We start from the raw sequence: 13,193 nt of genomic DNA on the forward strand, positions 1-13,193 counted from the left end.
GGTGCTGGAGCCCGCTGCGCTCAGGCCGGACGCCGCGGATCCTCCAGATACCGCAGGACCGCGGCGACCCGCCGGTCCACCCGGTCCGTCGGCGACAGGTCGAGTTTGGCGAAGATGCTGCGGATGTGTTTGTGGACGGCGCCCTCGGTGACGACGAGCCGTTCGGCGATGGCGGTGTTGCCGAGCCCCTCGGCCATCAGAGCGAGTACGTCCCGCTCGCGGGGGCTGAGCCGGTCGAGGCGGGTGTCCTGGCGGGAGCGGGTGAAGAGCTGGGCGACGACCTCGGGGTCGATGGCGGTACCGCCGTCCGTCACGCGCCGCAACGCGTCCAGGAACTCCTCCACCCGGCCGACGCGTTCCTTGAGCAGGTAGCCGAGGCCGCTCACCCCGCCGGTGAGCAGCTCGGTGGCGAAGGACTGCTCGACGTACGCGGACAGCACGAGGACGGCCAGGCCGGGCCGTCGGCGCCGGGCCTCGACCGCCGCGACGATCCCCTCGTCGGTGTGGGTCGGCGGCATCCGTACGTCGAGGATGGCGACGTCCGGCTTGTGTTCGTCGATGGCGGCCAGCGCCTCGTCGGGGGTGCCCGCGGTGGCTGCCACGTCGAGGCCCTCGGCGCGCAACAGCAGAGCGAGGCCCTCGCGCAGCAAGGGGTCGTCCTCGGCGATCACGATCCGCATGTCACGATCCACAGGGAAGGTCCACCTTCAGGGTTGTCGGGCCGCCGGGCGGGCTGGCCAGGGAGAGGGTGCCGTCGTGCGCCGCGATCCGGCGGCGGATGCCGGTGAGTCCGGAGCCGCCGTCCTCGTCCGCGCCGCCCCGGCCGTCGTCCTCGACGCACAGGTGGAGGCGCCCGCCGCGGCTGCGCGCGGTGACGGTGGCGCTCGCGGCGCCGCTGTGTCTGGCGATGTTGGTCAGAGCCTCGGCCACGATGAAGTAGGCGGTCGCCTCGACGGAGGCGGCACACCGTTCGGGTACCGCCACGTCGATCCGGCAGGGCACCGCGCAGTTCGCGGCGAGCCCCGAGAGCGCGCCGGCCAGTCCGCGGTCGTCCAGCACCGGGGGCAGGATGCTCCGGGAGACCGTGCGCAGCTCCGCGAGGGCCTGCTCGGCGGCGGACTGGGCGCGTTCGAGGAGCTCGTCGGCGCCCGCCGGGTCGCGGGCCACCATGCGGCGGGCGGCGCCGAGCAGGACGGTGACGGAGACGATCCGGTTCTGGGTGCCGTCGTGCAGGGAGCGCTCGATGCGGCGCAGTTCGGTGGCGTGGGCGTCCAGGGCGGCGGCACGGGTGGCGGTGAGTTCGGCGACGCGGAGCGACAGATCCGTTTCCGGTCCGGCCGCGAGGAGCAGGCGTCCGGGCCGGGCCTGGGAACGGGCCATGCCGGGGCCGAGCCCCAGGATGATGGCGATCCAGCCCGCGCCCAGCATGACGACGGCGAGCGCCTGTGGCCAGGAGTGCGCGTGCCCGAGACCCAGGGACGTGGCGGTCGTGTCCTCGGGGAAGAGCTTCCAGTACAGCGGAAAGAGACTGTCGCGCGCGGCGATGACCGGCAGGAGGACACCGAGGAGCCCCAGGAGGAACCCCAGGGTGGCGTGCCGGGCCAGCCAGCGCAGCTCCCGTCGGGTGGTGGGGTCGACGAGGGCGAGCCGCAGCCGTGTCGGCGGAGGTTCCGGGGCGATGACCTCGGGACCCCGGCGGCCGAGCCGGTCGCGTTCCCGTCCGGCCAGGGCGTGCAGCGCGCTCAGGACCGCGGGCGCCATGAGCAGTCCCACCCCGACCGGGCTCGTCACGGCGGTGACCGCCAGCCAGAACAGCACGAGCAGCGCGAGGAAGGCCGTACCGAGCCCGGAGGCGAGTTGTGCGATCGCGGCGCCGGCCGCACTCGTGGTCCGTACGACGGTGTCCCTGAGGCCCACCCGCCCGTCACCGGCTGTCGCGTCCTGCTGGACCGCCATCCGTTCTCCCTCCTTCCGCCGTGTTTCGCGGCCGCCACGTTTCGCGAAGGTGCACCCGCTTCGCGAACGACCCTATGGCGTTCACCAGTTGGGCGTCAGCCGAGGGGCGGGGGTACAGCCTGCTGTACCTCGGACCGGGCGGGCTGCGGGATCGGCCGGGAGGGGTGTCGGTCCGTAGCTTCGGTGACGTCAGCCGGAACCCCCGGACCCACCGCTCAGCACCACGGGAGAAGCCCCATGGCGACCACCGACCCCTACCACCTCACCAGCCCCGCCGACGGCACGCACGGAGCGTCGCCGCCCGCCGTCACCGGCGGGGAGGTCGTCCGTACGCTGCTCTGGATCCTGGTCGTGGCCGGCGCGGTCGCCAACACGGTGGCCACCTACGCCGAAGCGGACACCTGGGTGCACCTGGCCTGCGGCTTCGTCACCCTCTTCGGCGCGGGCACCCTCGCCGTGCGCCACCTGCGGGGCCGTCGATGAACGCCGCCTTCGCCCGGACCCGCCGCCCGGCGGCCACCGCACACGACGTGTCGACGCCCGCCATCGCCCTGGACCGGGTGGTCAAGGAGTACGCGGGAGGCGTACGCGCCCTCGACGAGGTGTCGCTGACCGTGGCACGCGGCACGTTCCTCGCGGTGATGGGCCCCTCGGGCTCCGGCAAGAGCACGCTGATGCACTGCGCCGCGGGGCTGGACTCCCCGACGTCGGGCAGTGTCCGCATCGACGGCCACGAGATCGGCGGCCTGAACGAGAACCGCCGTACCGAACTGCGCCGGGAACGCGTCGGTTTCGTGTTCCAGTCGTACAACCTGATCCCCTCCCTCAGTATCGCGGACAACATCCTGCTGCCGCTGCGACTGGCGGGCCGTACCCCGGACCACGACTGGCTGCGGACGCTGGTGGAGCGGGTCGGTCTTGCCGACCGGCTCACCCACCGCCCGGCCGAACTCTCCGGTGGCCAGCAGCAACGGGCCGCCGTCGTACGGGCGTTGGTGGCCAGGCCGGCCGTCGTGTTCGCCGACGAGCCGACCGGCGCGCTGGACCTGCGCAGCGCCCACGAGGTCCTCGGCCTGCTGCGCGGCCTCGTCGACGACCTGCACCAGACGGTGGTGATGGTCACCCATGATCCGGCCGCCGCGGCCCGGGCACACCACGTGCTGGTGATGGCCGACGGGCGGGTGGTCGAGGCCCTCGAAGCGCCGACCGCCCCCGAACTGGCCCGCCGTCTCGTCGCGTTGGCAGGGGTCTGAGTCATGTTCCGTCTCGCCCTGCGGATGGCCGGACACCGGATCACCGCGCTGATCGCCGTGGCCTGCGCGGTTCTCGGCGGCGCGGCCCTGATCACCGGCACCGGCGTACTGGCCGAGTCCGGCCTGCGTTCCCACCTGCCCGTCGGCCGTCTCGGCGGCGCGGACGTCGTCGTCGCGGCCGACCAGGAGTTCCACCCGAGCGGCGACCTGCCGATCGCGCTCCCGGAACGTCGTACGGTCCCGGCCGAACTGGTCGGCGAACTGGCCGAGTTGCCTGGTGCCACCGAGGCGGTCGGCGACATCGGCTTCCCCGCCGCCCTCGTCGACGCCCATGGACAGGTCGTACCGGCCGGGGATCCCCGGGCATCGGGGCACGGCTGGGCCTCGGTGAAGCTGCTGGACGGTGCTCAGGTCCACGGCAGCGCGCCGTCCGGTTCCGGCGAGATCGCCGTGGACAGCGCCACCGCCGCCGCGGCGGGAGTGAAGGCGGGCGACCGGATCGAGGCCGTCGCGGGCGCCCGGCCCGCCGCCCGATATCGCGTCTCGGCGGTCGTCGACGCGCCGGGCGCCGGTGTCTTCTTCGCCGACACGACGGCCGTACGACTGTCCGGGCGGGACGGCGACTCGCGCGCCGGGACCGTCGACCTCATCGGTCTGCGCACCGCACCCGGCTCCGAGGAGCGGGTCGCCGACGAAGTCCGTACGAAGCTGAAGGGCACGGGGCTCACGGGGCTGGAGACGGTCACCGGTGCCAGTCGCGGGGACCTCGTGTCGCCCGGCGCGGGCGCGAGCCGCTCCCTCCTGGTCCTCCTCGCCGGTTCGCTCGCCGGGATCATCCTGCTGATCACCGGGTTCGTCATGGCGAGCGCGCTGGCCGTGTCGATCGCCGGGCAGCGCCGCGACCTGGCGCTGATGCGGGCCGTCGGCGCGACTCCGAAGCAGATCCGGCGACTTGCCGCCGCCCAGTCCACCGTCGTCGCGGCCGTGGCCCTCGTCCCCGGTGTGGCGCTCGGCCACCTGCTGGCCGGGCAGTTCCGCGGACTGCTGGCGGACCGCGGGGTCGTTCCCGCCGAACTCCCGCTGACCGTCAGCCCGTTGCCCGCCCTCGCGACGATCGTCCTCATGGCCCTGGTCGTACAGGTCTCGGCCCGGGGCTCGGCCTGGCGCACCTCCCGCATGCCGGCCACCGAGGCCGTCGCCGAGTCGCGCAGCGAGCCGCGCGATCCGTCGCGGACCCGGACGCGCATCGGCCTCCTCGTCGTCGTCGCCGCGACCACCATGTCGGCCGCGCCCCTCTTCTCCCGCACGGCCATCGCCGCGACAGCCACCTCCATCGCGGGCATCCTCGGCGCGATCGGCCTGGCCCTGGCCGGCCCGGCTCTCGTCCGGGGCATCGGGAACGCGGCGGCCCGGCGCACCCGCTCCGGCGTCTCCGCGCCGACCTGGCTGGCGATGGCCAACGTCCGCGCGTACGCCCTGCGCAACGCGGGAATCGTCAGCTCCCTGGCCATGGCGGTCGTGTTCGTCCTGACGTACACCCTCACCCAGACCACCGTGCTGGCCGCCACCGCGGACGAGACCCGCGTCGGCACCCTCGCCCAGCAGCGCCTCGGCGCGCCGGGCCTGGGCGGACTGCCCGACGGCACGCTCTCCGCCGTACGTGAAACGACCGGCGTACGGGCGGCGGCCACAGTGAGCACGACCACGGTGGTGTGGCCGTACAAGATGTTCGGCGACACGGAGACCGAGTCCGGCTCCGCGACGATCCTCACCCCGGACGCGTCGGATGTCCTCGACCTCGATGTACGGGCGGGGAGCCTGGACCGTCTCACCGGCTCCACCATCGCCGTGAGCAGCGATGTCGCCCGCTCGCGCGCCGCGGAAGTGGGCCATCGGGTGAGCCTCGTCCTCGGGGACGGCGCACGGGTCCACGCCGAGGTCGTCGCCGTCTACGCCCGTGGTCTCGGCTTCGGCCAGGTGGTGCTGTCCCACGACCTGGCGGCCGGACACACCACGACGGGGCTCGACCAGAGCATCCTCGTCCGCACGGACGGCACGGCGGCCGCCCACCGGGCGCTGACAGCCCTCGCCAGGTCCCACCCGGGTCTGGCACTGGAGGACACGAATCCCCCGTCCGGCGACGGTCTGAGGGACGCCCCGCCCGAGGTGTGGATCAACCTGGCCGTCATCGTGGTCCTGCTCGTCTACCTCCTGCTGAGCATCGCCAACAAACTCGTCGCCGCCACCGCCCAGCGCCGGGTCGAACTGGGGGCGCTCCGCCTCATCGGGACCACACCCCGTCAGATCCGCGCGATGATGCGGCGCGAGGCGGCGGTGACCGCCGCCACCGCGCTCACCACGGCCCTGCTGCTGTCCGCCGTGCCCCTCGCCTTCCTGGGCCAGGGCTTCCTCGGCCACCCCTGGCCGGCGGGCCCCGCCTGGCTGCTGCCCGCCCTCGCGCTCACCGTCACCGTCACGGCATTCCTCACCGTCGAACTCCCCACCCGCCAGGCGCTGCGCACACCACCCGCCGACGCCGTCCGCGCCCAGTGACGCGTGACTGGTGTGCCGAACACGTCACGTCAGCCGGCTTCCGACACGGCTTCCGACAGCTTCCGACCGCTTCCGAAGGGACACCGCGGTGAGCAGCATCCACGACCCCGTCAGTATCGAAACCCGACCGGCCGACACGGGCCGCGAGGACGGCACCGGCCTGCGGGGCAGCATTCGCCGTCGCCCCCTGGCCTGGTTCTTCTCGCTGGCCTACCTGCTGAGTTGGACCGCGTGGACGCCGTACGTCCTGTCCGAGAACGGCCTGGGCGTCCGGCACTTCGCCTTCCCCGGAGGCGGCCCCGGCAGCCAGCTCTTCGGCGTACTGCCCGGCGCCTACCTCGGCCCGATCCTGTCGGCACTCCTGGTGACCGGCGCGACCGAGGGACGCCGCGGACTACGGGCCTGGCGCGGCCGGATGACCAAGTTCAAGGTCGGCTGGCGCTGGTACGTCGTGGTCCTGTTCTCGGTGCCCGCCGGGCTGACCCTCACCTCGGTCGCGCTGTCCGGCCGCGGTCCCGCGATGCCGCCCGTCGTCGTGCTGGCCGCGTTCCTGCCCGGTCTGCTCGTGCAGATGATCACCACCGGCCTCGCCGAGGAGCCCGGCTGGCGCGAGTTCGCCATGCCCCGCCTGCAGCGCCGCTACGGCCCGCTGCTCGGCACCCTCGTCGTCGGTCCGCTGTGGGGCGCTTGGCACCTCCCGCTGTTCCTGACCGAGTGGGGCAACTGGCCGCACGTGTCCTGGACCATGCCGCTGGAGTTCATCGCCACCGCGATCGCCTTCAGCTTCGTCATGACATGGGTGTTCAACCGCACCGGCGAAAGCCTGCCGATGGCCATGCTGCTGCACTGCGGCGTCAACAACTACATGTCCCTCGCCTGGTCCGGCATGTTCCCCACGTTGTCCCGCGAAGACGCCGCACACGCCTTCCTGCTCAGCGCCACCGCCGCGGCCCTCGTCCTGCTGGTCACCACCCGCGGCCGACTGGGCTGCCCACCGGCACACGACGTCTCCGCGCTGCCGGGCCGGACGGCCTGACCGCGGCGGTCGTCCACGTCGTGCGCGGGATCGGACTCGCTCACCTTGTGGACTTCACCGTGTACCAGCCGCCGGCCGGCGCGGCGATGAGCAGCCGTGCGACGACCTCACAGGTAGCCGGCCCGCAGCGCGTAGGCCACGGCGTGGGCGCGGTTGCGCAGGCCCAGGCGTTTCATCAGCTCGTGCAGGTCCCGCTTGATCGTGCGCTCGGAGTAGCCGAGCCGGTCGGCGATCTCTCCGGTCTCGTCACCGTCCGCCGCCCTGCGCAGGATGCTCACCTCCCGTGCTGTCAGTGCCGTCGAACTGGACGGCCGCCCCGGGGTCCGGGGGAGCAGACCGCCCACCTGGTCCATCAGCGCCCTGACCAGATCGGCCGGCATGTCCGCCTCCCCGCGGGCCACAGCCGTGACGGCCCGTACCAGCCGCGGTCCGGTCGCCTCGTGCCGCCACACCACCGCACCGATCCCCCCGGCGACGAGGTTCGGCAGACCCGACTGACGCAGCCGGCCCGTCACCAGCACCGCGCGAGGGCCATCGGCGGGAGCGTCGGCGCACCACCCCGTCACCAGCTCCTCGTCCGCGGAGTTGGTCACCAGCAGGGGCACCGTCTCGGGCCGGGAGCCGTTGCCGACCAGCACGATCGCCCGCTGGTCGCCCAACTGGGCGCGGGCCCCCGCCTCGGACAGGGGGTCCGCGGCGTGCAGCAGGACCGGAATCGGGGACGTGCCGCCAAGGGCGTTGGAAGGCATGGTCGAGCAGCTCCCTGGTGAATGCGTGGCGTTGCGGACGCTGGTGTGCGCCGCGCGACATCGGCCGGTGTTCCCGGCGGGTGCTCCCCGCGCGGCGCATCGCCGGCGCCCGCCGGGCACACCGGTGCGGCCCGATACCGCCGGGCCTTCCCATCCGCCTGTACGACGGTCGCCGGGGCGCGGTTCACCCGTGCGCCCGAGGACGACGTCGAGGACCAGGTCGCGGGAGGTCCTTGCCGGAATCCGGGGAGCGCCGCCTGAGCGGGAAGGACGCCGGTCCGGCGCCGTTCGGTACCGCGTCGTCGCTCATATGGCCGTGCTCGCTGTCATATGTCATGGCGCAACTGCAGTGAGGCAACAATGTGCTTCAAGTCCAGCAAATGTATGCTTTACTGCATGCATATCGGAGGCGGTCGACGTCTTCGTGTACGAAAGCGAGGCATATCGATGACCATGACCGCCATCACCAACGCGCGCGTCTTCGACGGCGAGCGGGTACGGGACGAGACCACCGTCCTGCTCGACGGCCCGACCATCGCGGCCGTCGGGGGAGAGGCGCCCGCCGGGGCGGAGATCGTCGACGCCCGGGGCGGCACCCTGCTGCCGGGCCTGTTCGACGCCCACACGCACACGTCCGAGCAGGCCCTGGCTTTCGCGCTGCGGTTCGGTGTGACGACCGAGCTGGAGATGCAGGGCGCTCTGACCAAGGCACGCCGTGCGCACATAGAGCGGAACGACGCGGTCGCCGATGTCCGGTCCGCCGGCTTCGGCATCACCCCGCCCGGCGGGCACCCCAGTGAGCTCTTCCCCAAGGGCAAGCGCCCGGGGGGTGACGGCGGGCCGGCCCGGGACGACTCCGACGACCTGGTCATGCCCTTCGCCACCACGCCCGAGGAGGCGATCGCGTTCATCCCGAAGCTCGTGGAGTCCGGCTCGGACTACATCAAGTTCATGGTCGACGACGGCACGGTCGAGGGGCACCCGGGCCTGCCCTGCCTGGACCAGGCCACGCTGAACGCGGGCGTCGCCGAGGCGCACCGGCACGGGATGCTCACCGTCGCCCACGCCCTCACCCTGGACGCCACCCGGATGGCGGTCGAGGCCGGGGTCGACGGGCTCGTCCATGTCTTCATGGACCGGCCCCACACCGAGGAGATCATCCAGCTCATCGCCGAGTCCGGCATGTTCGTGGTCCCCTGCGTGGTCCTGAACGCCTCCATGATGGGCATCACCGGTGAGACCCACGCCGACGACGAGCGGGTCGCCTCCCGCCTGGACGACAGCTGGCTGACCACGCTCCGCAGCAGCTTCGGCCACTACCCGCAGGGCCGGCTGGACGATGTCCTGGCCACGGTCAAGGCGCTGCACGACGCCGGCGTCGACCTCCTGGTCGGCAGCGACGCCTCCGTGCCCGTACCGTTCCTCGGCGGCGTCGCCCACGGCGCCAGCGTCCACCACGAACTGCAGTACCTGGTCCGGGCGGGACTGTCGCCGGCCGACGCGCTGCGGGCCGCGACCGCGACCGCGGCGCGCCGCTTCTCCCTGGACGACCGCGGACGCATCGCCGAGGGACTGCGCGCCGACCTGCTGCTGGTGGACGGCGACCCCACCACCGACATCGGCCACACCCTCGACATCCGCGCCGTCTGGCGCCGGGGCACCCGCCTCGCGGCGAACTGACCCGCGCCGCCGGTCCGTCGCGGATCGGCGGCCCCGCCGCCGATCCCGTTCCGGGACGGCTCCGAGGGGACGCAGAAAGACGCTGAGAGACGCTGAGAGAAACTGGCAGATGCCACGGCCCCCCGTTGAACCACACGCCCCGCCACCGTTCCACGATGGCGGGGCGTCGTCGTTGTCGCCGGACACCCGAGGCAGTCGAACAAGAGGGATGCGGCACCGGGGTTCCGGGCGGTGTGCCCGGTCTGCCTGACCGGCGTCGGCCGAGGCGTCACCGGGCGGGCTCCGACGGCCCGCCCCACGACCCGGCGGCCCGCCCCACGACCCGGGCTGGGCTCCAGGGTCAGAGCACGGCCCGGCTCCGTTCCGCCCGGCCGCCGACCGTGGGCACCCCCTCCGGCAGGTCTTCCGGCAGCAGGGTGCGCAGGTCGCTGACGCTGGGCAGTTGCAGACCGGCCAGCCGCCGCGCCTGCCGGGTGACCATGCTCTCCAGCAGTTTGCGGGCGAGCCGGGCGTTGCCGAACGACCGGCCGCGCGGCAGGGCGTCCACATGGGCGCGCAGCGCGGCGAGCGCGTCCGAGTGGCACTCGTAGCCGGAGGCGGCCGCGTGCCGTTCGACGATGGTGACCAGTTCGTCGGTGCCGTAGTCCTCGAACTCCACGGTCCGCGAGAACCGGGAGGCGAGTCCCGGATTGGAGGCGAGGAACCGCTCCATCTCCTCGGTGTAGCCGGCGACGATGACCACCACTTCCTCGCGGTGGTCCTCCATCAGCTTCAGCAGGGTGTCGACGGCCTCGCGGCCGAAGTCGTTGGAGACGCCTCCCTCGGGGGTGAGGGTGTACGCCTCGTCGACGAAGAGCACCCCGCCCAGCGCGCTGGTGAAGACCTCCTTGGTGAGCTGCGCGGTGTGGCCGACGTACTGGCCCACCAGGTCGGCGCGGGCCACCTCGACCAGGTTCGCGCGCGGCAGCACGCCGAGGGAGTGCAGCAGTTCGGCGTACAGCCGCGCCACTGTGGTCTTGCCGGTACCGGGCGGGCCGGTGAACACCAGGTGGTGGCTGATGCGCGCGGCGGGCAGCCCGGCAGCCGCGCGCTGCCGGGCGTTGGACAGCAGGCTGACCAGGTCGTTGACCTCGCTCTTGACCGCGCCCAGGCCCACCATGGCGTCCAGCCGCTCCAGAGGGCTCGGTTCGCCTTCGCCTCCTCCGCCCGCGCCGGAGACAGCCGCCGCGTCCCCGACGTCCTGCGGCAGCAGCAGCGTCAGGTCCTTCTCGCCGATGTCGGTCATTGCCGCAAGCCGGAACGACTGCCGGTCGATCATGCCCTCGAACACCCCCCGGGCGGCGCGGCCGTTGCCGAAGGTGGCGTCCCGCGTCATGCCGTCGAAGTGCGCGGCCAGTGCCTCGGGGGTGCCCGGACCCAGCTCGTAGCGGTGCCGGGCGCACATGTCCCCGGTGATGGTGACCAGGTCCTCCACCGAGTAGTTGGCGAACTCGATGGTCCGGGTGAACCGGGAGGCCAGGCCCGGGTTGGTGGTGAGGAACGACTGCATCTGCTGCGAGTAGCCGGCGACGATGACCACCACGTCGTCGCGGTGGTCCTCCATCAGCTTCAGCAGGGTGTCGACGGCCTCGCGGCCGAAGTCGTTGGAGACGCCTCCCTCGGGGGTGAGGGTGTACGCCTCGTCGACGAAGAGCACTCCGCCCAGCGCGCTGGTGAACGCCTCGGTGGTCTTGATGGCCGTACCGCCGATGACCTGCGCGACCAGGTCGGCACGGGCCACCTCGACCAGGTGGCCGCTGCGCAGGACCCCCAGGTCGGCCAGGATCGCGCCGTACAGCCGCGCGACCGTGGTCTTGCCGGTGCCCGGCGGGCCGGCGAAGACCAGGTGCCGGCTCATCGACGGCACCGGCATGCCCAGCCGGCGGCGGCGCTCGGCGAGCTGGTTGAGGTTGACCAGGGTGCGCACCTGGTGTTTGACGTTCTCCAGGCCGACGAGGGACTCCAGTTCCTCCAACGGCCCGGCCTGCTCGGTGCCGTCCCGGCTGCCCGCGCCGGGCGTCCCGGCCGGTCCGCTCCCGGCGTCCTCGCCCCAGGCGTCCGGTGCACCGTTGTCCGCGCTGGCGAGGTTCGCCGCGGTCAGCCGGTCGCCGAAGCGGCTCTGCCGCAGCCCCGCACCCTGATTCCCGCGCACCGAGCAGGAGGTCAGGGTGACCTCCCGGTCGGTGTCCACCCGGATGCCGTCGCCGGTGCTGCCGGTGACCGTGCAGCCGGTCAGCCTGGCCCGGCCGCCGTCCATCAGATGTACGCCGTGGATGCCGGAGCCGTCGATCCGCAGGTGTTCCAGCCGGGCCTCGGCGCGCTCGCGCACGGTGACGCCGGAGTCCCCGCTGCCGGTGATCTCGCAGTCCCGCAGGGCCCCCAGGGCACCCTCGCCGAACACCACACCGGAGCGGGCGGCGGACCGCAGTACGGTATCGCTCACCCGGGGCTCGGCACCGTCGCCGAGGTGCAGCGCCGCGTCGCCGGCCGCTTCGATCCGGCAGTGTTCCAGCCGGCCGCGCCCACCGTCGGTGATCTCCACGCCGTGCCCGCCGGAACCGGTGACCGTGGCACGCAGCAGCAACGGGTCGGCCGCCGAGGAGATGGCCACTCCCACCCCGGCCGCGCCGGTGACGCTCAGCCGGTCGAACTCGGCGGTGGCGCCGTCGTCGATCACCACCGCCCCGGCCTCGTACGTACAGTCGCGCACCGTCGTGTCCCGCAGCAGCGGGGCGCTGTACCCGGCGACCCGGATCGCCGGCTCGCCCGCGCCCTCGAAGGAGCACTCCTCCAGCATGCCCCGGGAGCGGTCGACGACCAGCAGCCCGCTGCCCTTGGTGCGGCGGGTGACACAGCGCCGCAGATACGGGTCGGCGCCGCCGGTGACGACGACGGCGTTCTCGCCGATCGCCTCGAACCGGCAGTCGTCGATCTCCGGGCGGGAGACGCTGGTGACCAGCAGCCCGACGGCCGTGTCGTGCACGGTGGCGCGCAGCACCCGGGTCGAACTGTGCCCCTCCAGCGCGATGGCGGGCTTGTCGCAGCCGGAGACGTCGCAGTCCTCGACGGTGCCCTGCGCCTCGCCGTTGGCCAGCACGCCGTTGCCCCGGGCGCCGCGGATCCGGCAGTTGCGCACGGTCGGCCGGCCGGTCTCACCGATCACCACCGCCGACGTGCCGAAGTTCTCGAACACGGTGTCCTCGACGACGCTGCCGGCCTCGGAGGTGTCGACGAGGCCGGCGCCCCCCGGGTTGGTCACCCGGCAGCCGCGCGCCGCCAGCGAGCCGGTGCCGCGCACCAGCACGGCCGTCCAGCCCGAACCGGTGACGGTGCAACGGTCCAGGGCGGCCTGCCCGGACGGGACGTCCACCACCGCGGTGTCCTTGTCGTTCCCGCGCAGGGCGAGGTTGGTCAGGAGAACCGCGTCGGCCAGCAGGCTGACCGCGCCGCCCCGGCGCGGGCAGATCTCCACCTGGCTGGGATCGCCCTCGCCGACGATGGTCACCCGCGTCCTGATCACCAGGTTCTCCGGGTAACGTCCGGGCGCCACCCGGATCACCGCGCCGGTGCGCGCCCGGGCGAGCGCATCGCCGATGGTCCGGGCGTCACCCGGCCGGTCGGGTGAGACCGTGAGCAACTGCCGTGACACGCGCCTCGAACCTCCTGGTCATCATCGCCGCACCCCGGTGCCGGGACGCGGACACTGCACGAACAACCCGCACTGCTGGAACGCCGTCCCGGGCCCGGCCGACGGGTTCGGACCGCGATCGGGCCCGTGAAGGACACCGGTCGTCCCGTGCGGGCCATGCGGTGTCCCCTGGGGTGACACCGCGGCCGGGGCGGCGGGACACGACAGCGCGGTCAGGCCGTGAACACCGGCCGCCACCTGGGCTGTTGCCGCCCGGAGCCTGGTCGTCGTGTGCCTAT

At 73.2% G+C, this 13,193-nt stretch carries 9 protein-coding genes; 5 read left to right on the plus strand and 4 right to left on the minus strand.

What is annotated here, in order from left to right:
• Positions 1-20: 20 nt before the first annotated feature.
• Positions 21-680, minus strand: coding sequence for a response regulator transcription factor (locus OG485_RS33300; protein ID WP_328674754.1), 660 nt, complete (start codon positions 678-680; stop codon positions 21-23).
• A 1-nt stretch (position 681) separates the two neighbouring features.
• Complete coding sequence (locus OG485_RS33305; protein WP_328672280.1) at positions 682-1,956, minus strand: sensor histidine kinase; 1,275 nt, start codon at positions 1,954-1,956, stop codon at positions 682-684.
• A 237-nt stretch (positions 1,957-2,193) separates the two neighbouring features.
• On the opposite strand from OG485_RS33305, the gene OG485_RS33310 reads away from it, so the two are divergent.
• The 4 genes from OG485_RS33310 to OG485_RS33325 all read left to right on the plus strand — a co-directional run bounded on the left by OG485_RS33310 (position 2,194) and on the right by OG485_RS33325 (position 6,798).
• Positions 2,194-2,439, plus strand: coding sequence for a hypothetical protein (locus OG485_RS33310; protein ID WP_328672281.1), 246 nt, complete (start codon positions 2,194-2,196; stop codon positions 2,437-2,439).
• Positions 2,436-3,209 carry an ABC transporter ATP-binding protein gene (locus tag OG485_RS33315; protein ID WP_328672282.1) on the plus strand — a complete coding sequence of 258 codons (774 nt, stop codon included), beginning with the start codon at positions 2,436-2,438 and terminating at the stop codon, positions 3,207-3,209. The genes OG485_RS33310 and OG485_RS33315 overlap by 4 nt, the downstream gene beginning before the upstream one ends.
• 3 nt (positions 3,210-3,212) lie before the next feature.
• Complete coding sequence (locus OG485_RS33320; protein ID WP_328672283.1) at positions 3,213-5,762, plus strand: ABC transporter permease; 2,550 nt, start codon at positions 3,213-3,215, stop codon at positions 5,760-5,762.
• Positions 5,763-5,850: 88 nt separating this feature from the next.
• A complete protein-coding gene (locus tag OG485_RS33325; protein ID WP_328672284.1) occupies positions 5,851-6,798 on the plus strand; it encodes a CPBP family intramembrane glutamic endopeptidase in 948 nt (315 codons plus the stop codon).
• A 107-nt stretch (positions 6,799-6,905) separates the two neighbouring features.
• Here OG485_RS33325 and OG485_RS33330 read toward each other — a convergent pair whose 3' ends face one another.
• Positions 6,906-7,547, minus strand: a complete 642-nt coding sequence (locus OG485_RS33330; protein WP_328672285.1) for a helix-turn-helix transcriptional regulator — start codon at positions 7,545-7,547, stop codon at positions 6,906-6,908.
• Positions 7,548-7,994: 447 nt separating this feature from the next.
• Here OG485_RS33330 and OG485_RS33335 point away from each other — a divergent pair, with 447 nt between their 5' ends.
• The gene (locus OG485_RS33335) at positions 7,995-9,227 is read left to right on the plus strand and encodes an amidohydrolase family protein (RefSeq protein ID WP_328672286.1); all 1,233 of its coding nucleotides are present in this window, start codon (positions 7,995-7,997) and stop codon (positions 9,225-9,227) included.
• Positions 9,228-9,567: 340 nt separating this feature from the next.
• Here OG485_RS33335 and OG485_RS33340 read toward each other — a convergent pair whose 3' ends face one another.
• Positions 9,568-12,915, minus strand: a complete 3,348-nt coding sequence (locus tag OG485_RS33340) for a right-handed parallel beta-helix repeat-containing protein (RefSeq protein ID WP_328672287.1) — start codon at positions 12,913-12,915, stop codon at positions 9,568-9,570.
• Positions 12,916-13,193 lie beyond the last annotated feature (278 nt).

Origin of the sequence: Streptomyces sp. NBC_00328 (assembly GCF_036139655.1) — a bacterium.
In the GTDB taxonomy this organism is placed as follows: domain Bacteria; phylum Actinomycetota; class Actinomycetes; order Streptomycetales; family Streptomycetaceae; genus Streptomyces.